The sequence below is a fragment of the Vibrio sinensis genome, from assembly GCF_003605645.1.
Lineage (GTDB): Bacteria > Pseudomonadota > Gammaproteobacteria > Enterobacterales > Vibrionaceae > Vibrio > Vibrio sinensis.
In genome coordinates this window covers 265,780-290,227 of sequence record NZ_QVMU01000002.1, presented here as the reverse complement: position 1 = coordinate 290,227, position 24,448 = coordinate 265,780, and the positions used below count along the sequence as shown (strand labels likewise).

General features: G+C 43.3%; 16 protein-coding genes. 10 read left to right on the top strand and 6 right to left on the bottom strand.

Annotated elements, in window-relative coordinates; translation table 11 throughout:
* Positions 1 to 186: 186 nt before the first annotated feature.
* Entirely contained in the window at positions 187 to 1,656 is a 1,470-nt protein-coding gene (locus DZ860_RS04755; protein WP_120029776.1) for a glutamate synthase subunit beta, read from the bottom strand.
* Positions 1,656 to 6,203 (bottom strand): glutamate synthase large subunit, encoded by a 4,548-nt coding sequence (gene gltB / locus DZ860_RS04750; protein ID WP_120029775.1) that lies wholly within the window; start codon positions 6,201 to 6,203, stop codon positions 1,656 to 1,658. Before gltB ends, DZ860_RS04755 begins: the two co-directional genes overlap by 1 nt.
* Before the next feature lie 532 nt (positions 6,204 to 6,735).
* Here gltB and mnmL point away from each other — a divergent pair.
* The 4 genes from mnmL (at position 6,736) to DZ860_RS04730 (ending at position 12,387) form a co-directional block, all read left to right on the top strand.
* Entirely contained in the window at positions 6,736 to 7,680 is a 945-nt protein-coding gene (gene mnmL, locus DZ860_RS04745) for a tRNA modification radical SAM protein MnmL/YtqA (protein WP_120029774.1), read from the top strand.
* 61 nt (positions 7,681 to 7,741) lie between these two features.
* Positions 7,742 to 9,496 carry a GGDEF domain-containing protein gene (locus DZ860_RS04740; protein ID WP_120029773.1) on the top strand — a complete coding sequence of 585 codons (1,755 nt, stop codon included), beginning with the start codon at positions 7,742 to 7,744 and terminating at the stop codon, positions 9,494 to 9,496.
* A 79-nt stretch (positions 9,497 to 9,575) separates the two neighbouring features.
* A complete protein-coding gene (gene arcB / locus DZ860_RS04735) occupies positions 9,576 to 11,930 on the top strand; it encodes an aerobic respiration two-component sensor histidine kinase ArcB (protein ID WP_120029772.1) in 2,355 nt (784 codons plus the stop codon).
* Between the two features lie 4 nt (positions 11,931 to 11,934).
* Positions 11,935 to 12,387 carry a hypothetical protein gene (locus tag DZ860_RS04730; protein WP_120029771.1) on the top strand — a complete coding sequence of 151 codons (453 nt, stop codon included), beginning with the start codon at positions 11,935 to 11,937 and terminating at the stop codon, positions 12,385 to 12,387.
* Between the two features lie 102 nt (positions 12,388 to 12,489).
* Here DZ860_RS04730 and tolC read toward each other — a convergent pair whose 3' ends face one another.
* On the bottom strand, positions 12,490 to 13,815 hold the full coding sequence (gene tolC / locus DZ860_RS04725; RefSeq protein WP_120029770.1) for an outer membrane channel protein TolC: 1,326 nt from the start codon (positions 13,813 to 13,815) through the stop codon (positions 12,490 to 12,492).
* 387 nt (positions 13,816 to 14,202) lie between these two features.
* On the opposite strand from tolC, the gene nudF reads away from it, so the two are divergent.
* From nudF to parC, 6 genes are all read left to right on the top strand, one after another.
* Positions 14,203 to 14,832, top strand: a complete 630-nt coding sequence (nudF, locus tag DZ860_RS04720; RefSeq protein WP_120029769.1) for an ADP-ribose diphosphatase — start codon at positions 14,203 to 14,205, stop codon at positions 14,830 to 14,832.
* Positions 14,820 to 15,260 carry a DUF1249 family protein gene (locus DZ860_RS04715; protein ID WP_120029768.1) on the top strand — a complete coding sequence of 147 codons (441 nt, stop codon included), beginning with the start codon at positions 14,820 to 14,822 and terminating at the stop codon, positions 15,258 to 15,260. The genes nudF and DZ860_RS04715 overlap by 13 nt, the downstream gene beginning before the upstream one ends.
* Positions 15,261 to 15,279: 19 nt before the next feature.
* Positions 15,280 to 16,092, top strand: coding sequence for a 3',5'-cyclic-AMP phosphodiesterase (gene cpdA, locus DZ860_RS04710; protein ID WP_439333095.1), 813 nt, complete (start codon positions 15,280 to 15,282; stop codon positions 16,090 to 16,092).
* The gene (gene yqiA / locus DZ860_RS04705) at positions 16,093 to 16,674 is read left to right on the top strand and encodes an esterase YqiA (RefSeq protein ID WP_120029766.1); all 582 of its coding nucleotides are present in this window, start codon (positions 16,093 to 16,095) and stop codon (positions 16,672 to 16,674) included.
* A gap of 269 nt (positions 16,675 to 16,943) precedes the next feature.
* Entirely contained in the window at positions 16,944 to 18,824 is a 1,881-nt protein-coding gene (gene parE / locus DZ860_RS04700) for a DNA topoisomerase IV subunit B (protein WP_120029765.1), read from the top strand.
* Between the two features lie 3 nt (positions 18,825 to 18,827).
* On the top strand, positions 18,828 to 21,101 hold the full coding sequence (gene parC / locus DZ860_RS04695; RefSeq protein WP_120029764.1) for a DNA topoisomerase IV subunit A: 2,274 nt from the start codon (positions 18,828 to 18,830) through the stop codon (positions 21,099 to 21,101).
* Positions 21,102 to 21,291: 190 nt separating this feature from the next.
* Here parC and degS read toward each other — a convergent pair whose 3' ends face one another.
* From degS to zapG, 3 genes are all read right to left on the bottom strand, one after another.
* On the bottom strand, positions 21,292 to 22,356 hold the full coding sequence (gene degS / locus DZ860_RS04690) for an outer membrane-stress sensor serine endopeptidase DegS (protein WP_120029838.1): 1,065 nt from the start codon (positions 22,354 to 22,356) through the stop codon (positions 21,292 to 21,294).
* A 126-nt stretch (positions 22,357 to 22,482) separates the two neighbouring features.
* Positions 22,483 to 23,850, bottom strand: coding sequence for a Do family serine endopeptidase (locus DZ860_RS04685; RefSeq protein ID WP_120029763.1), 1,368 nt, complete (start codon positions 23,848 to 23,850; stop codon positions 22,483 to 22,485).
* A gap of 132 nt (positions 23,851 to 23,982) precedes the next feature.
* A complete protein-coding gene (gene zapG / locus DZ860_RS04680) occupies positions 23,983 to 24,441 on the bottom strand; it encodes a Z-ring associated protein ZapG (protein ID WP_120029762.1) in 459 nt (152 codons plus the stop codon).
* Positions 24,442 to 24,448: the final 7 nt, after the last annotated feature.

Below are 24,448 nucleotides of genomic sequence, written 5' to 3'. Positions count from 1 at the left end.
TGTCTTTGAATTTATAAGTTTTTTAGTTTAGCAGACTCGGTTAAAGAGATGAGAAACGTTAAATCACAGAAATGAAAAACAATTAGAAATAAAATAGTAAAAATAAAAAAGACCAGCCTATATGACTGGTCAAAGGTTTAGACGGAAGGAACCGTTTATGGCGAGACAGGGCCTCGCCAAATTTTGTTAAGCAGAAAGCATTAATGAATTCGCTTTTGCTTCAAGATTTGAGTTACCCATAAGGTAGCGATCAATCTCAATTGCACACTCTCGACCTTCGTTAATACAACGAACGACTAAAGATTGCCCAGTACGCATGTCACCAGCAGCGAATACACCTTTTTGGCTAGTGGCAAACCCTTCAGTAGCCACGTTTCCACGCTCGTCGAGTTTTACGTCAAGTTGAGCAAGGACACCAGTAGGCTCTGGATGTAAGAAGCCCATCGCAAGGAATGCCATATCACATGGAATAACTCTTTCGGAGTTCGCGACTTCGTCAAATCCAGGGCGTTCACCTGGCTTAGCATCTTGCCAGACGATGTCAGCAATGCGTAGCCCGGTTACTTCACCTTTATCATTACCGATAAACTCTTTAGTCAGAATATTCCAATGACGCTCACAACCCTCTTCGTGTGAAGTGGTGGTTTTCATGATCATTGGATATTGCGGCCAAGGCATATTAGCAGGGCGCTGTTCTGGCGGAACTGGCATTATTTCTACTTGAGTGATGCTCGTTGCTTTATGACGGTTTGATGTGCCGACACAGTCAGAGCCCGTATCACCACCCCCGATAACCACAACATGCTTGTCTTTCGCATGAATTTCTTCAGCCTTCAGATCCATGTCGTTAGCTCGACGATTGTTTTGGCCTAGGAATTCCATAGCAAAATGAACGCCTTTAAGTTCACGGCCAGGAATTGGTAAGTCACGAGGTACTGTAGAGCCACCAGTGAGCAATACGACATCAAACTCTTGACGAAGTTGTTGTGCATTTACATCAACACCAATGTGTTGATTCACTTTGAATTCAATACCAGCATCTGTCATTAGATTAATCTTACGATCAATGACATCCATACCGAGTTTGAAGTCAGGGATACCAAAACGTAGTAGACCACCGACTTTTTCATCACGCTCAAACACTGTGACGCAATGGCCAGCACTATTGAGCTGCTCAGCGGCAGCTAGACCCGCAGGGCCTGAACCTATGATAGCTACGGTCTTACCAGTACGAACACGTGGTTTTTTTGGTTTGGCGTAGCCCTCGCGATAGGCGGTTTCTACAATGGTTTTCTCGATGTTACAGATAGTGATTGGATCTTGGTTAATACCAAGTACACACGCACTTTCGCAAGGTGCTGGACATACACGACCAGTAAATTCAGGGAAGTTATTGGTTGAGCTAAGAATGTTCCAAGCCTCTTCCCAACTATCACGATAAACCGCATCGTTAAACTCAGGAATGATGTTGCCGATAGGGCAGCCGTTATGACAAAACGGTACACCACAGTCCATACAGCGAGAAGCCTGAGTGTTAATTTTGTCGCCGAACTCTTCGTTGAGAACGAACTCTTTGTTATCTTCGATGCGAACCGATGGATCGAGCTTCTGTGGAAGCTCGCGACCATGCTCTAAAAATCCAGTAGGCTTACCCATTATACTGCCTCCACTTCTTCCGTTTGTGTCTGCTCAGTGTTCGCTTTACGCTTTTGAAGTACGGCTTTGTAATCACGCGGCATGACCTTAACCAATGAGGTTAAACTCGCTTCAAAATTGTCTAGGAAAGATTGAGCCACTTCACTTCCTGTGAATTCGACATGCTTAGTTAGCATGTCCAGTAGAAGATCTTTATCTTCTTGCTCGATAGGATCTAGGTCGACCAGTTCAGGGTTCAGCTTAGTTTCAAAATCACCGACTTTATCCCAGACATAGGCAACACCACCGCTCATACCAGCAGCAAAGTTGCGGCCTGTCGAGCCAAGGATAATAGCTGTACCGCCTGTCATGTATTCACAGCCGTGATCACCAATACCCTCGACGACGACTTTTGCTCCTGAGTTACGAACACAGAAACGTTCGCCAGCCATACCGCGAATGAAAGACTCACCCGAGGTTGCTCCGTAGAAACAGACGTTACCTACAACGATGTTGTCTTCGGCTACGATGGTTGATTTTGCATCTGGGTAAAGTACCAAAGTACCGCCAGATAAACCTTTGCCCCAGTAGTCGTTCGCATCACCTTCGACTTCAAACTTAACTCCTTTCGCAAGGAACGCACCGAAAGATTGTCCCGCAGAACCGTAGAACTTAACGTTCATTGGTTGCGGAAGACCTTGGTCTTTGTACACTTTCGAAATCTCGTTCGACAGCATAGTACCCACAGAACGGTCTGTGTTAATGATTGGGAACTCAGCGGTAACCGATTCGCCTTTTTCAAGCGCCGGTATAGCGGCTTGGATTAGCTTACGATCCAATACGTTTTCGAGGTTGTGATTTTGTTGAGTTTGGTTATAGACACCATCTTCTTTACGTGCATGTTCAATGTGCAAAACAGGTGTAAGATCGAGGTTTTTGTATTTCCAGTGGCCAATATCTTCACGAACTTTAAGTTTGTGAGATTGACCTACCATTTCTTCAATCGAACGGAAACCAAGTTCAGCCATCACTTCACGCAGCCCTTCTGCCATGTATTGGAAGAACGTCACCACGTCTTCTACACGACCGTCAAAGCGTTCACGTAGTGTTTTATTTTGAGTTGCGATACCAACCGGACAAGTATTTTTATGACACTTACGCATCATGATACAACCTTCAACCACAAGTGCTGCGGTAGCAACGCCCCATTCCTCTGCGCCCAGTAGCGTCGCTACGGCAAGATCTCGAGGGGTTTTCATCTGTCCATCTGACTGAACGACGATACGGTTACGTAGACCGTTTTTCAGTAGCGTTTGGTGAGTTTCTGCTAGACCTAATTCCCAAGGAAGACCTGTATGACGAATGGATGACATCGGAGATGCACCTGTACCACCATCAAAACCGGCAATGAGAACCACATCAGCTTTGGCTTTCGCAACACCTGAGGCAATCGTACCAACGCCAGCTTCCGATACTAACTTCACGTTAACTCGGCCTGCTCGGTTGGCATTTTTCAAATCGTAGATCAACTGAGCCAAATCTTCGATTGAGTAAATGTCATGATGTGGTGGTGGGGAAATAAGACCCACTCCTGGCGTTGAGTGACGTGTGGCCCCGATCCAGTCATCGACCTTGTCACCAGGTAGTTGACCACCCTCACCAGGTTTTGCCCCTTGAGCCATCTTAATTTGTAGCTCATCAGCATTGGTTAGGTAGTAAGAGGTCACGCCAAAACGGCCAGATGCGACTTGTTTAATCGCTGAACGTTCCCAGTCACCATTATCTTTCTTCTCAAAACGGGCTGGATCTTCGCCGCCTTCGCCTGAATTTGATTTCGCACCGATACGGTTCATCGCGACCGCAAGCGTAGAGTGCGCTTCATGGGAAATCGAACCAAACGACATGGCACCAGTAGCAAAGCGTTTGAGAATATTTTCAATCGGCTCTACATCTTCTAGCGGGATTGAACCTGCCGGATTTTTGATGAAATCTAGTTGGCTGCGCAGTGTTGCTGCGTTATCACCTTGATCATCAACAGCTTTCGCATATTGCTTAAATTGAACGTAGTCTTTGTTACGTGTTGATTCTTGCAGTAACGAAATTGTCTCAGGGTTAAATAAGTGTTTTTCGCCACGTTGCTTCCATTGGTAAACACCACCCACATCAAGAACCTGTACTGGGATCTCACGGGTTGGGTAACCAACACGGTGGCGTACCAGCACTTCTCTCGCGATATCGTCGATCGTCAGACCTTGGATTCGTGAAACTGTACCAGTGAAATATTTTTCTACCACTGATTTGCTGATGCCCAGAGCTTCAAAAATTTGCGCACCATGGTATGACTGTAACGTTGAAATACCCATCTTAGAGAATATTTTCAGTAGACCGCCATTAACGCCTTTACGGTAATTATTGAAGTACTCTTTCGCTGAAATAGTTGGGTCTAGTTTCTTTGTACGCTGTAGCTCAACGATCGTTTCAATGACTAGGTATGGGTTAACTGCGTTTGCGCCATAACCAATCAATGTTGCGAAGTGATGGGTTTCTCGTGCGTCACCCGTTTCAACAACGATGTCACACTTAGCACGTAGACCTTTGCGAATTAAGTGGTGGTGAACGGCACCGACCGCTAGCATCGCTGGAATCGCAGCGTGGTTAGAGTTGGTTGCACGATCCGTCAATAGAATGATTGAGTAACCGTCGATCACAGCATCTTCTGCATATTGACAGATACGTTTTAGAGCTCGCTCTAACTTACCCGCATCTCCATTGGCTTGGAATACGATATCCAAAGTTTTCGCTTGAAGGTGCTCATTATCGATAGCACGCAGTTTTTCTAACTCAGAGTTAGAGAGTACTGGAGATTCAAGTTCAACCTTTTGGCAGTGTTCAGGGGTTTCTGTCAGTAGGTTCTGATCCTTACCGAGATAAGTATTCAGAGACATCACCATCCGTTCACGGATCGGGTCGATCGGTGGGTTGGTTACCTGTGCAAATAACTGTTTAAAGTAGTTTGATAGGTGTTGAGATTGATGCGAAAGAATTGCGAGCGGCCAGTCTGCACCCATTGCAGAAAGTGGCTCGTAGCCTGTTTTTGCAAGAGGAAGAATGATTTCGTTGACTTCTTCAGAGCTGACACCAAATGATTGTTGCTTGTGTAGTAGCTTCTCTGGTGATGGTTGGCTAAATTCGTTGCTTGCATCCGGTAGCTTGTTAAGGCTAAGTAGATTTTCTTTTACCCATTGCTCGTACGGCTGTGAGTTAGCAATGCTATCTTTTACTTCTTCATCAGAAATAATACGGCCTTGCTCTAGGTCGGCAACGAAGATACGGCCTGGTTGCAAACGACCACGAAATTCCACATTTTCAGGAGCGATATCGACTACGCCTGATTCAGAAGCCATCACTAAGAAGTCATCTTTAGTGACTGTATAGCGAGATGGACGTAGGCCATTACGGTCAAGCGTTGCACCAACTTGTACGCCATCGGTGAAACAAACAGAGGCTGGGCCATCCCATGGTTCCATCACGTTAGCATGGTACTGATAGAACGCACGACGGGTCGGGTCCATGTTTTTATTTTCTTGCCATGCTTCAGGAATCATCATCATTAATGCATGTGGCAGGCTACGACCAGAGAGAACTAGGAGCTCTAGTGCCATATCAAAGTTTGATGAATCTGAACTGCCTTCCTGACAAATAGGCAGCAGCATGTCGATTTCGGCTTGAGTGAATAGATCGGATTCGATGATCGCTTCACGAGCTTTCATCCAATTCAAGTTGCCGCGAACCGTATTGATCTCACCATTATGAGCAATGTAGCGGAAAGGTTGAGCTAAACGCCAGCGCGGGAATGTATTGGTTGAAAAACGAGAGTGCACTAGAGCCAGTGCTGTAACCATGGTTGGGTTTTGTAAGTCTAAGAAGTATTGTGGTACTTGCTCAGTCGTTAACTGACCTTTATACACCAAGGTTTTGTATGACATTGAGTTGATGTAAAAATCATCCCCAATGTTCGATATACTCTCTAAACATACACGCACCGTGTAGTTACGTAGTACATATAGCTTACGCTCTAATTCTTCTGGTGATGTACCAGGGCCACCCGACACGAAAACGTGTTCAAATTGAGGTTCAGTACTGAGAGGGTCAGCACCAATCATAGAGTTGTCTGTTGGCAACACACGGTAGCCAATTACTTCTAAGTCTAAACGCTTAGCGTTTCGTTCTAAAATATCACGACATTGCTCGCGTTTGTGTTGGTCTTTAGGGAAAAGCACCACACCGACGCCATATTTTTCAAAAGAAGGCAGCTTGATACCAAGCTTTACCGTTTCTTCTAAAAGAAATTCATGAGGTTTTTGAAGTAGAATACCTGCGCCATCGCCACTGCATGGATCGCAGCCTTGACCACCACGGTGTTCCATTCGTGCCAGCATATCAAGAGCTTGAGTAACTACTTCATGAGATTTACGGTTTTTTAAGTGAGCAACAAAACCGATACCACAAGCGTCATGCTCCAGTTCAGGAGTATACAGACCTTGTGTGCTCTGCTCTCTATCTACCATAGATACATCCTTCCAATCTAATTTGGACGCACTTCGATTAAGCGAACCTAATCACACGTCACTTCCTTTTATTATTTGATTCGCACCTGAACGAGGTTGCTCAGGTTTGATTCCCTTCTTCTTCTCACAGGAAAAATGTTGCGAGAAAGACAATCCTTGGTGATATCCATTTTACTGCATCACTAAAGTAGTGATTTATATAGGTGGGGTTTGTCTATCACCGATTTTCTTGCAGTTAGTCTTTTAATTGGCACGAAGCCGAGCAAGTAAAACCTGTAAGTATCCTACAATTTACTCGGACTAAAAATCAATCAAAACTCCGCAATGTAACGCAGTTTTTTTGCCGGATAAGTAGATTTTATGTTTATTTTTTGCGTAATTTTCAGTCTGAAGCGTTAATTTTTGCATGTTTATTGATTTGTGATAGGGATCAAATTAATAAATGTGGTTAGATTATGAACGCTTTAAAAAGCCTCCAAACGTGTAATCAAATTACACTGATCTTAATGATTTTTATTCTCATCGAAAGCAAATGCAATTACACGAACTTGTTAATACTATTGGTCAAGACCTTCAACGCCGCTATGGTGAAAAAGTCCATAAACTTACCCTTCATGGGGGATTCAGTTGCCCCAATCGTGATGGCACGATAGGCCGCGGGGGTTGCACATTTTGCAACGTCGCTTCGTTTGCCGATGAACAAACTCAAGTAAAAAGTATTGTTGAGCAACTAACAGATCGCGCCGGTGAAATTAGCCGGGCGAAAAAATACCTCGCTTACTTTCAAGCCTACACCAGCACATATGCTGAAGTGCAAGTGTTGAAAAACATGTACGAAGAAGCTTTAAAAGCGGCGGATATTGTTGGGCTATGTGTGGGTACTCGTCCTGATTGTGTTCCCGATGCTGTGCTTGATTTATTGTCAGAGTATGTTGAGCAAGGCTATGAAATCTGGCTTGAGCTTGGTTTACAAACCGCGAATAACGACACCTTAAAGCGTATTAACCGTGGGCACGATTTTGAATGCTATGCTGAGATCACCAAGCGAGCTCGAGCATTGGGTATCAAAGTCTGTACGCATTTGATTGTGGGGCTACCAAAAGAAACCCAAGCAGACAACCTCAAAACTCTTGAACAAGTGTTGGAAGTAGGGACGGATGGCATTAAGTTGCATGGCCTACATATTGTGGAAGGTAGCACCATGGCGAAAGCTTGGCGTGCTGGGCGTTTGGAAGCTCCTGAGCTAGAAGATTATGTGGCAATTGCCAGTGAGATGATTCGCTTAACCCCGCCAGATGTGGTTTTTCATCGGGTCTCTTCAGCTGCTCGTCGTCCAACCTTGTTATCGCCACTATGGTGTGAAAACAGATGGTTAGCTATGACTGAGATAGGAAGAGCGCTAAACCGTGATGGAGCCCAAGGTTCGGCTATTAATCAATCGTTTGAATATATAAAACCATTACTTAAACAAGATTAGTGCCAGATAACAGCGTATGATAATCGTATAAAATAGCGTACGTTTTATTAAGAGCAAAATAATGGGATATTCGTTGGACTGGTTTTGGGAAACTGCCCATGGACATGGGTTCGATATCGCCATTATTTTGTTGTTCTGTTTTCTTTTTTTCTTTATTTGGCAATATAGCCAACATCAAAAGCAATTGGATGCCATCGTGCAAGATGCGCCTATGCCATTGCTTCTTGTCGAGGCCCGCAGCGGCCGAATTCTGGTTACCAATATTTATGCGATGCAACTGTTAGGAATACGGTTGGTCGGTAAATCTTATCTTCTGCCAGAGTCAATTCCACCGAAAATGATGACGTCTTTGATAGAGCAATTCTCTGGAAAAGGATTTTCTGGTTATCAATTTGATTGGCCTGTATCGGTAGGTCAATCTATTGCGGTTGAAATGACTGGACGTCGAACCCTTTTCAAAGGCCGCTCCGCATGGTTTCTTTATGTAACGCCATATCGGGCTACGGACGCGGAAACCGCGAAAAAGATGAAAGCACTTTCTATTGTTAATAGTGTATTTGATACGCTATCAGAGCTGATTTTTGTTAAAGACAATCAGGGCGAACTTATTGCGACTAATCGTGCGTTTAACCGTTATTGGGGAGAGCGTATTGATGAGGGATGTGCGGATATCCATGGTTTTATGAAAGGACGTGCGAATAACAACCGTTGGTCTGTGAATGCTGATGGGCAGAGCTGTCTACTTGAAACTAGCCAAAAAGTACTGATGTCTTCACAAGGTGAAAAGCTTGGAATGCTAAGTATTAGTCATGATGTGACTGATTGGTACAACGTTCAGCAAAGCTTGCGTGATGAGATGGATAAGCGAAAAGATACTGAGGTAGCATTGGCTCAGCGTGATACCATTTTACAGAACATTTTAGAATCAAGCCCAGACTCGATTGGTATTTTTAATGAAAATCGAGTTTATCAAGCGTGTAATTTACCCTTTGTAAAAGCATTAGGTATTTCTGATGTTAATGATCTAATCGGCAAGCGTCTTGAAGATGTTGTGCCGGATAAGATGTATGGCCGTTTTTCTTCAACGGATGATGAGGTGTTGACGTTAGGACGCTCACTGCGCTACATCGATCAAGTGCTTGGAACCGATGGCGAACGTGCTTGGTATGATGTCGTTAAATCACCTTTGAAAGATCCTGTCTCTGGGACTAATGGTGTATTGATCATGGCTAGGGATGTGTCTGAGCGTTACTTAGCCGCACGTAAATTAGAAGAAGCAAACCAAGAGCTGCAGCGTTTAAGTTTCATTGATGGGTTGACTAAAATATCCAATCGCCGCCGTTTTGATGAACAACTAGAAACCTTATGGTATTTACATGTCCGCGAGCAACAACCGCTGACCGTTATGCTATGTGATATTGATTACTTTAAGGGATATAACGATTTGTATGGCCACCAAAAAGGCGATGAAGCCCTAATACAGGTAGCTAAAGTCTTTGAAAGTGTACTTTCTCGTTCAAGTGATTGTGTGGCTCGATATGGTGGTGAAGAGTTTGGCTTTATTTTGCCACACACAACCCTTTTAGGGGCTCGCTTGGTCGCTCAGAAAATACACGAACATATCGCTCAATTATCCATTGAGCATTTACAATCCAAAGTCGCTCCCATCGTTACAGTGAGTATCGGTTTAGTTTCAACTATTCCTCAAGCACAGAACAAGTGTGAGTCTATAGTGGCCTTGGCTGACGAAGCCCTATATCAAGCCAAAGCTGACGGACGAAATCAGACAAGTGTACATCACACATCTGATATTTAAGCACTTTCTCCTGCGGGATTAATTTACCCATTTTGGCGAACAAGGTAGACTCTAACGACAGTTGTCCACGGAGCGCTTAATGAAACCTATCAAAAATCTTGCCCAATATTATGTTGATCTGTTGGTCAAATTGGGGATATTGCGTTTTTCTATTCTTTTGGCTTTAGCGCTTGTTGCGCTTGCTGTCGTCGTTCAAGTCGGTATCACTCTAGTATTAAGTGGACATGTTGATGATATCGATATTGTTCGCTCAGTTTTCTTTGGTCTGATTGTTACTCCTTGGGCGGTTTATTTCCTTTCTGTTGTTGTTGATCAGCTCGAAGAATCACGGCAACGTCTTTCTAAGCTGGTCTCAAAGTTAAAAGATATGCGCTCTCGTGATCTTGAGTTAAATAATAAGCTGCAGCAAAACATCACGAAACTGAATCAAGAAATCGAAGAGCGAATTAAAGCGGAAGAAGCTCGTGAAGAGGCGATGAACGATCTAGAAAACGAGGTTTTCCAGCGTGAACGCACACAAGTTGAGTTAGCAGAACGTACCGCTCTGTTACGTTCATTTATCGATGCCTCGCCAGATTTGATCTATTACCGTAATGCAGAGGGTGTTTTTTCTGGCTGTAATAGAGAAATGGAAGAATTAACCGGTAAGAATGAATCAGAATTGGTTGGTTTGACACCTTGGGATGTGTACAGCAAAGAGATCGCTCAGCAAATTGTAGATACCGATCAGACGGTTTTTGCAAATAATGAAGCCTTAACATACGAGCAGTGGCTTGAGTATCCCGATGGTCGAATGATTTATTTTGAATTACGTAAAGTGCCTTTTTACAACAAGGATGGTCGACACCTTGGTCTTGTTGGTTTTGGTCGAGATATTACAGAGCGTAAGCGTTACGAAGAATCATTAGAGAAAGCCAGTCGCGATAAAACCACATTTATCTCGACGATTAGCCATGAATTGCGAACACCACTGAATGGTATTGTTGGCTTAAGTCGGATGCTATTAGATAGCCAGATGACTGATGAGCAGCGCAAGCACATGCAAACGATTAATGTTAGTGCGATCACCCTTGGACATATCTTTAATGACATTATTGATATGGATAAATTTGACCGTCGTAAATTAGAACTATATCCATCGATATTAAACTTTGAAGAGTTTGTAGCAGAGATGGAAAGCATCTCTGCACTAATGGCAGAACAAAAAGGCCTACGCTTTGATCTAGAGCGATTGACGGATTTACCTGCTGCAATTGAAGTGGATGCGACACGACTAAGACAGGTACTGTGGAACTTGATTAGCAATGCGATGAAATTCACCAAAGAAGGTGGCGTCGTAATGTCGGTGAGTGCCGATTATGAGGATGGGTTTGCTCATATTGTCATGGAAATTGAAGACAGTGGTATCGGTATCCCAGAGGGGGAACTCGAGAATATCTTCGCGATGTACTATCAAGTGAAATCAAATAAACATAATTTACATGCGGTGGGTACTGGTATTGGTTTGGCTGTCTCGCAACAACTAATCCATATGATGGATGGTGAAATTATCGCTTCTAGCGAAGAGGGATTTGGTAGCACATTTACGGTGACCATTCGCGTGCCCCTTGCTGATATTGAACAGCAGACGGCGCCAGCATTGCAAACGCAGTCGAAGATGAACATCTTCATGGTTGAAGACATTGAGTTGAATATTACAGTTGCTCGTTCTTTGCTTGAGAGTATGGGCCATAGTGTCACGGTTGCGATGACTGGTGCAGAAGCGATAGAAAGGTTCGATCCAAACCAATATGATTTGGTCTTCCTAGATATCCAGTTACCGGATATGACCGGGTTTGATATTGCTGCTTATTTCCATACTCACTATAAGACGTTACCGCCTTTAGTCGCGCTAACGGCCAATGTGCTCAAAGACAAGAATGAGTATTTGAATAAAGGGATGAGTGAGGCGATCAGCAAGCCGTTATCGGTGACGGCAGTGCAAGATGTCATCGCCAAGTTCGGTCATACACAAGAACCCCAAGAGGTGATCGTAATGAAAGAACAAGAAAAACCATTTGATAACATAGATTGTGCTGAGATCTACACACGTTTACTCGATATTGACATGTTAGAGTCTTATATTGGTATCGTTGGCACCAAGCCCGTGTTTGATAGCGTAACCATGTTTGAAAATATGATGCCGGAATATATGGCCGTTCTTGAATCAAATATGATCGCAAAACATCAAGAGGGCATAGTGTCAGAGGCACACAAAATCAAAGGTGCTGCTGGTTCGATAGGCTTGAAGCATATTCAGAGTGTTGCTCAATTAGCGCAATCGCCAGAATACCCAGCTTGGTGGGAAAATATCGATGATTGGGTTGAAGAGATTAAGAACGAATACAGCAATGATATTCAGATACTAAAAGAGTGGTTAGCAGCGCAGAGGTAGAGCAATGAAAAGCAGAGTAATGATGGCATTGGGTGTGGTTTTATTGGCGGGGTGCAGTTCTCATTCATCCACGCAGCAGTGGGCGCAAGATAATCAGATTGTGATCTCCGGACAAACCATCGAACTAAAAAGTAATCTTTGGCTAAATAAAATGCCGACAATCGGTGAGGTACAAGATCAAACGCTTCACGGTGCTCTCTATTTGGAATCTCAACAAACGTTGCCTGCCGAACTCGGCGTAAATGCGATTATGATTAAGCAGGGTGATGAAACTTGGTTGATTGATGGTGAGCAGTTAGATTTACGTACGCATGATGAAAACCAATGGGAAGTCGCATTCGTATGGCAGTTAGCGGTGGATCCTGAACAGCCTGTAGACATCGCAATAAGCGTTGATCATGGTGACAAGCAAGAGTGGTTGGTAGAGAAAGAAGTATTAATTGATACTGTGTATTAAGTTAACTTGCTCTATCGAGTTCCGCTTTAGTTAGTATCAAATAAAAAGGGTTGCCGTATGGCAACCCTTTTTGATCTTTCATTCAAAAAGAAAGATGAATACTTAGCTAGCAGGGCGTAAGCCCGCATTTATATCCATAATATCTTGCTCACTTAATGTGCCTACTGCTTGACGCAATTGAAGAACACTAATGATGTAGTCATAACGAGCGTTTGATAGGTTTTTGTTTGCATCGTACAGGCGACGAGTTGAGTCTAGAACGTCAACAATCGTACGAGTACCTACATCAAAACCAGCTTCAGTGGCTTCAAGTGCAGATCTTGCAGAGATTACGGTTTGCTCATAAGCTCTTAGTGCACCGATTGACGCGCTGATGTTGTTATTAAATGCTCGAACATCTTTTACAACACTACGGTATGTCGCTTCAAGTTTTTGGCTTGCTGCAACGTAGTTATATTCAGCTGTTTTCGTTTTTGATGTGATGTCGCCACCAGTATATAGCGGTACGTTTAAGTTCACGCCAACATTGAAGTTGTTGGTTGTGCCATCCATAGTATCACTGCTAGAAATATCGCCAAAGTTGTAGCCTCCATCTAGAGTTAGTGATGGTAAGTGACCTGAGCTGGCTAGCGAAATGTTATCTTTCGCAACGTCTTGAGAAATACGAGCATTCAATAAGCTCAAGTTCTTCTCTTGCGCTTCTTTTAGCAATTCATCAATTGCAGTTTTGGTTTTGGTCGCATCAAAACGTTTTGTATCCAACACATCAAGATTAGCGTGTGCTTGACCGGTGATTTCACGCAGTCCTTCATAGCTGTTAGTTAGTGCATTTTTAGCTAATACTTCATCAGCTAATACACCATCGTATTGTGCTTGCGCATCATGGACATCAGTGATCGCTGATAGACCTACTTCAAAGCGTTGTTTGGTTTGTTCTAATTGGCGGCCAACCGCTGCTTTTTCAGCTCGGACGAATTCCAAGTTGTCTTGAGCGCGTAATACATCAAAGTACGCGGTTGCAACACGTAAAATTAATGCTTGTTGAGTAGCTGCATAGGAAGCATCAGCTTGACGCGCTGTTTTCTCTGCCGTGTCTAGCGTGATCCAGCTAGAACGTTGATATAGTTCTTGAGAAAAATTAATGCCAGCGCTGAGAGCATTCTGGTCGTTGTTACGATCCGGCGCTGCATCTAGCTTTGTTTCACCACGAGTCAGGTTATAGCCCGCGGTCAGGTTGATTTGAGGTAGCAAAGTTGAACGACTAGAAGTAACTGCTTCAAATGCCGCATCACGTTGTGCAGCCGCACCTAGCAATGTTGGGTCGTTATCTTTCGCTTGGTTATAAACTTCAGCTAGCGTATCAGCCCAAGCACTTGTCGATAAGCTACCTAGAGCTGCACTAATAAATAGTGGAAGCAGTTTTTTCATGGATTTGATTCCTGCCAATCAGATTAAAAGAATTCTTCTGTTCAAGAGTTTAACTCAAATTGACGCTAATTCACTCTAAACTTTGCAAAGTTTTACACTTAATTGTCCACTTGTACAATATAATTGCTGGGTTATTTAAAAAATTTTGTAAAAATTATATGAAATGTTGAGCCATATCCTTGGAAGAAGCGTCGCTCTCTGAGTAAACTATGCACCTTAGTCGCCAGTACCTTAAATATAGTCACCAATATGACCGTTAATATGCGTAGAGTCATTAAAGGTCGGTTTATATTGGTGAGTGCTATTTTGCTAAGTGCACCGGTTGACGGAAGTATCACCGTCTGAGTTAAGCTCATATAGTGGTATCTTTTTCCATGGAGGTGAAAAATGCAACAGCCCGACCATCAAGGTATCGACTTTACATTACAAGATGTCGAAATAATCTCAAAAGAGATACTCTATTCAGGCTTTTTTAAAATGGTGAAATACTGTTTTAAACATCGATTATTCGAGGGCGGTTGGAGTGATATCATTGAGCGAGAGATGTTTGAACGCGGGCATGCAGCGGCAATGTTGCCTTACGATCCTCAACGAGATGAAGTGGTTATCATTGAGCAGATTCGAGTTGGAGCATTAGAACATAAGCATCCTTGGCAGCTGGAAATAGTCGCTGGCATTATTGACTCTAATGAGAGTGCGGATGATGTTGTACGACGAGAAGCTCAAGAAGAAGCCGGTATTGATGTTTCTGAATTGGAAAAAGTGACCTCCTATTACCCCTCATCGGGAGGTTGTTCGGAAATGCTAGATGTTTATGTTGGTCGAGTGGATGCTACTTTAGCGCAAGGTGTTCATGGTTTAGACTATGAGGGTGAAGACATCCGAGTTCATGTGGTAAGTCGTCAACACGCTTATCAATGGGTCGTTGATGGGAAAATTGAAAATGGTGCCTCTATCATTGCACTACAATGGTTAGAGTTGAATTATCAATGCTTGAGACAAAAATGGCTGAAATAGCACATAAAAAACCGTATCACGTCGACTTTGTTGAATTGATGCGTATGTATGAAACGAATTATGCCAAACTGAACGCTTTGCTTCCGAAACAGCCAAGCGTCGGTGATGTTCGTTGTTATCAAGCTGCAAACAATTCGTATCAAATTCAAGTGGGAGAGGTCACAAAGTACACAACTTTGGTCGATATCTGTCAAAGCGATGACGTTCCCATGTTTCCATTGCCTAAAATGTCTGTCAGGCTCTATCACGATGCTCGAGTAGCAGAAGTTTGTAGCAGTGCGAATCTAGGGCGTGTAAAGCCTCGTTATGAGTATCCCAATGACAAGATGGTTCAAAAAGACGAAAAAGCGCAATTGAATCGTTTCTTGGGGGATTGGTTATCTTTTTGTTTAAGGCATGGTATCAGTAGAACGCCATTGAATATTTAGGTTTATTATTTTGAAACTCATGTCTAGTTCACCAGACACTAACAGTATTACGCTATTACAGATCACCGATACCCATCTGTTTGAACCAGCGGATGGTACTTTGTTGAGCGTAAATACCCACGATAGTTTTCGTGCGGTGGTTGATAAGATTGTTGAAAGTGGCGATCACTTTGATGCTATTGTGGCGACTGGTGATATTTCTCAAGACCACAGTGCCTTTTCATATCAACGTTTCGAGCAAGGTATTCGTCCTCTTGAGAAGCCGTGTTTCTGGTTACCAGGAAACCATGACTTTAAGCCTAGCATGGGTTCTGTTATGCCATCTGAGCAAATTCAGCCACATGAACATGTGTTGCTGGGTGATCATTGGCAAATGATTTTATTGGATTCTCAAGTTGTCGGAGTCCCTCATGGTAGAATGAGTGATCAACAATTAACTTTGTTAGACAATAAATTAAGTGAGCATTCAAACCGAAATACTATCGTTCTTCTTCATCATCATCCATTACTTGTCGGCAGTGCTTGGTTAGATCAACACACGTTGAAAGATGCTGAGAATTTTTGGAATGTGATAGAAAAGCACAATAATGTAAGTGCGGTTTTGTGTGGTCATGTACATCAAGATATGCAGGTGAAGCGTGGCCATACGACCGTTATTGCGACTCCCTCAACTTGTGTGCAGTTTAAGCCAAACAGTGATGACTTTGCTTTAGATAACCTCTCTCCGGGGTGGCGTGAACTTACGTTGCATTCGGATGGCACATTTGAGACGCAAGTTCATCGTTTAAGTGATGGACAGTTTCAACCGGATTTCAATTCAGCAGGTTATTAAATGAAACCTTCTTTACTCTTATATATTCATGGTTTCAACAGCTCTCCACTTTCCCATAAGGCGAATGTGATGAAGCAATATTGTGAAGAGTATCGCTCGGATATCAAGGTAGTCGTTCCACAACTTCCAAGCTTTCCGCAACAAGCTGCGGAGTGTTTGCTCGCTTTAGTTGAGCAATATCGAGATGATTATAAAATTGGCTTAGTCGGTAGTTCTCTTGGAGGCTATATGTCGACATGGCTAAATGATCAGTTCGGGTTTAAAGCAGTGTTAGTTAACCCAGCAGTAAAGCCCTATGAGCTGTTAGTCGACTATCTTGGTCCGCAAGAAAACCCTTACACGTTTCAACACTATGTATTAGAGCCACATCATATTGATGAGCTTAAAGCTCTCGACGTAGTGAACTTAAAGCAAGCAACAGATTTTTGGTTGCTACAACAAACCGAAGATGAAGTGCTTGATTATCGCCAAGCCGTTGAAAAGTTCCAATTGGCAAAACAAACCGTAGAGCAAGGCGGGGACCACAGTTTCATTGATTTTGAACGGTACCCTGAATTGATCGTTGAGTTTCTTGAACTATAGTTTCGTTTGCCATTCAGTTTCATGATGTAGTCGTCAATAAATGATCACTTGATTTATGAGTGTCATGAGAAGAGTCATAAATTTACCTGATACTCACTGATGTCGCTTGACATAAACAGGTCTCTTCCAGACTATGTTCCATCTATACTTTTGCAGTAATTAAACGCTCACCGATTCAACATTTGGCTCGTTTTTTAGCCTGAATCATAAAAACTTTCATAAGCTGCCTGCAAAGTAACCTAACTAATTCTAAAACGAAATTCCGTATTATGACTGAACAATATAATGCAGGAGCCATTGAGGTTCTTAATGGTCTGGAGCCGGTACGTCGCCGTCCTGGGATGTATACGGATACAGCGCGACCTAACCACTTAGGTCAAGAAGTCATCGACAACAGTGTCGATGAGGCGCTCGCTGGGCATGCTTCGAAGGTGCAAGTCATCCTTCACGCCGATCAATCACTTGAAGTTATTGATGATGGTCGTGGTATGCCAGTGGACATTCACCCGATAGAAAAAATTTCAGGTGTGGAGCTTATCTTTTGTAAGCTACATGCTGGTGGTAAGTTCTCCAACAAAAACTACCAATTCTCCGGTGGTTTGCACGGGGTAGGTATCTCTGTAGTCAACGCCCTATCTAAGCGCGTTGAAGTGACGGTACGTCGTGATGGTCAAGTGTACGAAATGGCATTTGAACACGGCAATAAGGTTGAAGAATTGACGGTAACGGGGACATGTGGTCGTCGTAATCGCGGTACAAGCGTACATTTTTGGCCAGATACATCTTATTTTGACTCTGGTAATTTCTCGGTCACTCGCCTTGTTAATAACTTGCGTGCTAAGGCGGTGCTTTGTCCTGGTTTGAATATTTCGTTTTCAGACAAAGTAAATGGCAAAGATTATGAATGGTACTACGAAGATGGTCTGAAAGATTATCTTGCAGAAGGGGTGAAAGGTTACACCTTATTACCTGATGTACCATTTACAGGGGAATTCACAGCAGAAACTGAAGCCGCTACATGGGCGATTATTTGGCAGCCTGAGGGCGGCGAAATGATCACTGAAAGTTATGTGAACCTAATTCCAACCGCTCAAGGTGGTACGCACGTTAACGGCTTACGCCAAGGCTTGTTGGATGCTATGCGTGAGTTCTGTGAATTCCGTAATTTGCTTCCTCGTGGTGTTAAGTTGACGGGTGATGATGTCTTTGACCGTTGTTCTTACGTGCTATCAGTGAAGATGCAGGACCCACAATTTGCGGGGCAAACTAAAGAGCGTTTATCATCTCGTCAGACAGCCGCGTTTGTTTCTGGTGTAGTTAAAGATGTCTTTAGCTTATGGCTAAATGAAAAACCGCAATTAGCGGAACAACTTGCCGAAGTCTGTATTGCTAACGCCCATCGTCGTATGCGTGCAAGCAAGAAAGTAGTGCGTAAAAAAATCGCATCAGGCCCAGCTTTACCGGGTAAATTGACAGACTGTTCAGTACAAGACTTGAGTCGAACCGAAATCTTCTTTGTCGAGGGTGACTCGGCAGGTGGTTCAGCAAAACAAGCTCGTGATCGTGAGTTCCAAGCTGTCATGCCACTGCGCGGTAAAATCTTAAACACTTGGGAAGTCGCTGCGGACCAGGTTCTGGCATCTCAAGAAGTTCATGATATTTCTGTTGCGTTAGGTATTGATCCTGATAGTGATGACCTTGATGGTTTGCGCTACGGAAAAATATGTATTCTTGCCGATGCGGACTCGGATGGTTTGCATATCGCAACCTTGTTGTGTGCACTATTTACACGTCATTTCCGTTCATTGGTTGAAGCGGGGCATATCTATGTTGCCATGCCGCCACTTTATCGTATCGACTGTGGTAAAGAAGTTTTCTATGCCCTAGATGACGATGAGAAAGATGGTATTTTAGAACGTCTAAGTAAGAAGAAAGCCAAAATCAACGTACAACGATTTAAAGGTCTGGGTGAGATGAACCCTCTTCAATTACGTGAAACGACCATGGATCCGAATACTCGTCGCTTAGTTCAGCTAACCATAGATGACGATGAAGCGACGATGGAAATGATGGATATGCTATTGGGCAAGAAACGTGCGGATGACCGCCGTGCTTGGCTACAAAGCAACGGTGATATGGCAGAGGTTTAACGAATGTCCACAGAAATTACATATGATGGCGTTGAACAGTTGCCTATGCGCAAGTTCACCGAAGACGCTTATCTAAACTATTCAATGTACGTGATTATGGATCGTGCATTACCTTATATTGGTGATGGTTTAAAACCCGTTCAGCGCCGTATTATTTATGCGATGTCAGAACTGGGGTTATCGGCATCAGCAAAATATAAAAAATCAGCACGTACCGTTGGTGACGTATTGGGTAAATATCACCCACATGGCGACTCAGCGTGTTATGAAGCGATGGTGTTAATGGCTCAGCCATTCTCGTACCGCTATCCGTTAGTGGATGGTCAAGGTAACTGGGGTGCTCCTGATGATCCGAAATCATTTGCTGCAATGCGTTATACCGAGGCAAAACTGTCTAAGTTTGCAGAAGTCCTGCTTGGCGAACTTGGTTTAGGTACGGTTGAATGGCAACCAAACTTTGACGGCACAATGAAAGAGCCGCAAATGTTGCCAGCGCGTCTACCGCATATCTTGTTAAACGGTATCACAGGTATTGCGGTTGGTATGGCTACGGATATTCCACCACATAACGTTCGTGAAGTGGCGGAAGCTACGGTTCATCTTATTGATAACCCAACGGCAGAATTGTCGGATGTTATGCAATTTGTGAAAGGTCCAGACTATCCGACTGAAGCTGAAATTACCTCTCCACAAGCGGAAATCGAAAAGATTTACCGTACCGGGCGAGGCAGTATCAAGATGCGTGCTGTTTGGCACAAAGAGAGCTCTGATATTGTTATTACCGCTCTTCCTCATCAGGTTTCAGGTGCTAAGCTATTAGAGCAAATTGCTAACCAGATGCGCGCGAAGAAACTACCAATGGTAGAAGATCTTCGTGATGAATCGGATCATGAAAACCCGACACGTATTGTTATCGTGCCGCGTTCAAATCGTATTGACTGCGACCAATTGATGAACCACCTGTTTGCATCAACGGATCTTGAGAAAAGCTTCCGTGTAAACTTGAATATGATTGGTTTGGATAATCGTCCGCAAGTTAAAGGCTTGGTTCAGATTCTTTCTGAGTGGATTGAATTCCGTCGTACAACGGTTCGTCGCCGTTTGCAGTACCGCCTTGATAAAGTCATGGCTCGTTTACACATCTTGGAAGGTTTGTTAGTCGCTTATCTAAACCTTGATGAAGTTATTGAAATCATCCGTACAGAAGATGAGCCAAAATCGGTACTGATGGCTCGTTTTGGTGTTTCTGATATTCAGGCTGATGCGATCCTAGATATCAAACTTCGCAACTTGGCTAAGTTAGAAGAATTTAAGATTCGTGGTGAGCAAGAAGAACTTGAGAAAGAGCGTGAGAAGTTAGAGCAGTTATTAGGCTCTGAGCGTCGTTTAAATACACTGTTGAAAAAAGAAATCAAAGCTGATGCTGAGAAATATGGCGATGATCGCCGTTCTCCTTTGGTTGAGCGCGCTGAAGCGAAAGCGTTAACTGAACGTGACCTCATCCCTAGCGAAGCGATTACAGTTGTTCTGTCTGAGAAAGGTTGGATTCGTCATGCGAAAGGGCATGAGGTTGATCCAGAAAGTTTAAGCTATAAATCAGGCGATAGTTATCTAGCGAATGCTCGAGGTAAGAGCAACCAGCCAGCGGTGTTCATCGGCAGTGATGGGCGAAGCTATTCACTTGAATCACACTCGTTGCCATCTGCTCGCAGTCAAGGTGAACCGATTACCGGGCGCTTGAATGTAAATCCAGGTACAAGTATTCGACATGTTGTTATGGGTGAAGAGCAGCAACTTTGGCTTGTTGGTTCTGATGCAGGTTATGGCTTTGTATGTAAAGGTAGTGACTTGTTATCGAAGAACCGTAGTGGTAAAGCTCTAGTGAGTTTGCCGCAAAACTCACAGGTTCTCACACCACAAACAATTGGTAACTTAGACAGCGATGAAATACTAGCTATCACTAATCAAGGTCGAATGTTGTTGTTCCCAATCCGTGATTTGCCTCAATTAGGTAAAGGTAAAGGTAACAAGATCATTAATATCCCTGGAGCTAAGGCGAAAGATAGAGAAGAGTTTGTTTCTCATCTAATGGCCTTACCTCAAGGGTGTACCGTTACCTTGTATGCGGGTAAGCGTAAACTTGGTCTAAAACCAGCTGATCTTGAAAACTTCCGAGGTGAACGAGGTCGCCGTGGTGGTTTATTGCCTCGCGGTTTGCAGCGAGTTACACGAATTGAGATTGAATCAGCAGATTCCTCAATCATCGACGCTGAATAGTCGAGCATAAATTCTTGATATGAAAATCCCAGCCTAGGCTGGGATTTTTTTGATTCATGCTGATTAAAGCTTGTCTGCTCAAAGCTATGCTCGATGAGAAACGACTAATCGTGTCAGTGTTGAATCATCCTAGGTTGATTAACGTAGGTTGAACAACATGGGTTTATCGTTATATATAACTGCCACTTAATTACTGACGGCCATCTTCTTCTATGGTCACAGAAAGATTTTTTTCGACACCTTTACGAAGAATTAAAACATCAACAACCGTTCCTGGGCGCAAGTCAGTGACGATGTCCATGACGCTTTGTCGTCCATTTATTTTCTGCCCATTAATTTTCAAGATGATGTCTTGAGCTTCAAACCCAGAGTCGGCTGCTGGACCATTAGGATCAACACCAAGTACCACAATACCACCAAGGTGCTTATTCCCTAGTAACCGTGCGGTGACCGAAGTTATATCTTGTCCATCGATGCCGATGTAACCTCTAATCACTCTGCCATCGGCAATGATTTTTTCCATGATCTTATTGGCTAAACGATAAGGAATAGCAAAAGAGATACCATAAGTTTCTAAGTCGGTAGCTTGTTGAAAAGAAGCGGTGTTGATACCCACAAGCTCGCCACGAGTATTGACTAATGCACCACCGGAATTGCCTTGGTTAATTGCGGCATCGGTTTGGATAAAAGCTTGGCGACCATCGGCACTAATTGATGAGCGACCAGTTGCGGAAATAATACCAAAGGTCGTCGTTTGGCCAAGATTATAGGGGTTACCGATAGCAAGAACCACATCGCCTACTTTTGGCGAGTATTGCTGATTTAATGGTATGACAGGAAGGTTCGTCCCCTCCACTCGTAAAATGGCAATATCAGTTCTACGGTCTTTACCAACGAGTTGAGCGGCAGCAACACGGCCATCTTGCAAGGCAACTATGATTTGGTCGGCCTGAGCGACGACATGGTAGTTGGTAATAATATAGCCTTTTTCACTCACAATGACGCCAGAGCCTAAACCTTGAGTTGAAAGTTTAGAGCGGTCGTTCTCTGAATATTGACGGCTATAAATATTGACGACAGCAGGGGCGGCTTTTCTAACTGCGCTATTAAAGGAAACAGGTAGAGGGCCAATATCATCGTCCGTGATAGAAATGCTTTGAGGAATAATATTTGAACGTAAAGATGGGACGGCAAGTAATAAAATTAAAGCGGTCGCAAGGCCAAGGCCTATCGAACGCAACCAAAAATTGAGCATATTTTCCCCAGTCAAAATCATTAACTTACCAAACGCTGTAGAGCCGTAGAATAGCATTAGATGACTAAATAACAAAAGGACAGCGATATTGAGCGCTGTCCTTTTTGGGGAGCTTACCTCACAGGATTAGCGAACCACTAAGTATAAAGTGCGATCGCCTCGTTGAATATTAAGCGCAAGTACACTTGGTTTTTTATCTAACACTTGTCTTAAGTCGGCTAAATTTTTAATTCGCTGACGGTTAACACCAATAATGATGTCGCCTTTTTGCAATTGATAAGATTCTGCGATTGAACCTTTTTCAATCGCAGTGACTTTCACACCCTCTACTTTATCACTTGATGCCGTATTACTTAGCTCTGCACCAGATAAGCCCTCATGCAATTTATCGGCTGTGGTCTTGGCATTTTTTTGTTCACCAAGGGTGACATTAAATGATTTCTCTTTTCCATCTCGAATCACACCGAGTGTGATTTTTTTACCAGCACCGAGTGTGGCAACTTTAGCGCGAAGCTCACTGAACGTATGGATTTGTTTACCATTGATAGAGAGGATAATATCTCCCGCTTTCAACCCGGCTTTGTCTGCGGCGCTGTCAGGAACAACTTGACTAACAAATGCACCTTTACTTGATTCATAGCCTAGAGCTTCTGCTAGTTCTGAGGTGACTTCACCACCTTGAACGCCGAGCATTCCTCGCTTAACTTCGCCAAATTGAAGAATTTGTTCAGTTAAATTATTCATCATATTTGATGGTATAGAGAAACCAATACCGACGTTGCCGCCGTTAGGACCAAGAATGGCAGTGTTGATACCGATAAGCTCACCATTTAGATTGACGAGAGCACCACCAGAGTTTCCTGAGTTGATAGCAGCATCAGTTTGGATGAAGTTTTCAAAGTTTTCGATATTTAAGCCACTTCGACCTAAAGCCGAAACGATACCTGATGTGACGGTTTGACCTAGACCAAAAGGATTGCCGATGGCAACGGTAAAATCGCCCACTCGAAGTTTATCTGAATCAGCAACCTTAATTTCAACAAGGTTTTTTGCTTTTTCTAGTTTAAGTAGCGCAATGTCAGACATCTCATCGCCACCAATTAGTTCTGCATCATACTCACGGCTGTCATGCAACTTGACGCGAATTTTTTCAGCGCCGTTGATAACATGGTAGTTGGTGACAATATAGCCTTTTTGGGCATCAATGATGACGCCAGACCCTAAGCCTCTAAATGGTCGTTCTTGGACTTGCTCGGATGGAAAGTTTGGACCGAAGAAAAAGCGGAATTGTTCTGGAATATGCTGCGTAGAAACTTGAGTACCTTCTACGGCAATACTAACCACAGCGGGCGTGACGCGTTCAAGCATGGGTGCAAGGCTAGGAAGCTGTTCGCCATCAATAGAAAAAGGAAGTGCTGCGAAAGTCGTTTGTGGGGTAATGACAGAGGTTAATGCCAAAGAAAGGACAGTTAAAGCAAGCAAAGGTTTTTTCATCAAATAACTCCTATTTAAGCGAATGCTCAATGTCTATTATTCATTTGAAAAATAACAAGACAATGAGCACTTATGGGAGTTATGACTCAAAAACCTATGCAAAGTTCACTAACAAATGAAAGCAAAGCGTTTTTACGATGCTTTTGAAGTGACTACCTCATCAGTATTGAGGATTTCTTTTGTTTGTTCACGCAGTAAACCTGTTGCGCCGGATGCATAGTCTTTTGGAGCTTCATCTAATGGCGTTTCCGCTTTTGCGCTGTCACTGACTTTTTCGCTATTTGCCTGCTCAGCCACTTTTTTAGTAAATGGATTATCCTGTTCAGGAATATTTGGCAGTAGCTCTTTTGACGTTTTCGTCATGTGTTGATAAAGCTTTGTGTACTCTCTGCCAATTGAATCAAGCATTTCAGCTGATTGTGCAAAGTGATCGGCAAGATCTTGTTTTTGTTGCTCTAGCTCAAACTTTGCCGTTTCTAAGTCTTTTTGGATGGTTTTCTGTTTTTTGTATCCCGGAGTAGTAATGCGCGAGATAACGATTCCTAAAACAGCACCAACAAGTACGCCAACTAGGGCATAAATCCAAGGCATATTCGCT

Excerpts from the sequence above, each read along its gene's own strand:
- DZ860_RS04755 (WP_120029776.1), bottom strand. The coding sequence starts at position 1,656 with ATGGGTAAGCCTACTGGATTTTTAGAGCATGGTCGCGAGCTTCCACAG.
- gltB (WP_120029775.1), bottom strand. The coding sequence starts at position 6,203 with ATGGTAGATAGAGAGCAGAGCACACAAGGTCTGTATACTCCTGAACTG.
- mnmL (WP_120029774.1), top strand. The coding sequence starts at position 6,736 with ATGCAATTACACGAACTTGTTAATACTATTGGTCAAGACCTTCAACGC.
- DZ860_RS04740 (WP_120029773.1), top strand. The coding sequence starts at position 7,742 with ATGGGATATTCGTTGGACTGGTTTTGGGAAACTGCCCATGGACATGGG.
- arcB (WP_120029772.1), top strand. The coding sequence starts at position 9,576 with ATGAAACCTATCAAAAATCTTGCCCAATATTATGTTGATCTGTTGGTC.
- DZ860_RS04730 (WP_120029771.1), top strand. The coding sequence starts at position 11,935 with ATGAAAAGCAGAGTAATGATGGCATTGGGTGTGGTTTTATTGGCGGGG.
- tolC (WP_120029770.1), bottom strand. The coding sequence starts at position 13,815 with ATGAAAAAACTGCTTCCACTATTTATTAGTGCAGCTCTAGGTAGCTTA.
- nudF (WP_120029769.1), top strand. The coding sequence starts at position 14,203 with ATGCAACAGCCCGACCATCAAGGTATCGACTTTACATTACAAGATGTC.
- DZ860_RS04715 (WP_120029768.1), top strand. The coding sequence starts at position 14,820 with ATGGCTGAAATAGCACATAAAAAACCGTATCACGTCGACTTTGTTGAA.
- cpdA (WP_439333095.1), top strand. The coding sequence starts at position 15,280 with ATGTCTAGTTCACCAGACACTAACAGTATTACGCTATTACAGATCACC.
- yqiA (WP_120029766.1), top strand. The coding sequence starts at position 16,093 with ATGAAACCTTCTTTACTCTTATATATTCATGGTTTCAACAGCTCTCCA.
- parE (WP_120029765.1), top strand. The coding sequence starts at position 16,944 with ATGACTGAACAATATAATGCAGGAGCCATTGAGGTTCTTAATGGTCTG.
- parC (WP_120029764.1), top strand. The coding sequence starts at position 18,828 with ATGTCCACAGAAATTACATATGATGGCGTTGAACAGTTGCCTATGCGC.
- degS (WP_120029838.1), bottom strand. The coding sequence starts at position 22,356 with ATGCTCAATTTTTGGTTGCGTTCGATAGGCCTTGGCCTTGCGACCGCT.
- DZ860_RS04685 (WP_120029763.1), bottom strand. The coding sequence starts at position 23,850 with ATGAAAAAACCTTTGCTTGCTTTAACTGTCCTTTCTTTGGCATTAACC.
- zapG (WP_120029762.1), bottom strand. The coding sequence starts at position 24,441 with ATGCCTTGGATTTATGCCCTAGTTGGCGTACTTGTTGGTGCTGTTTTA.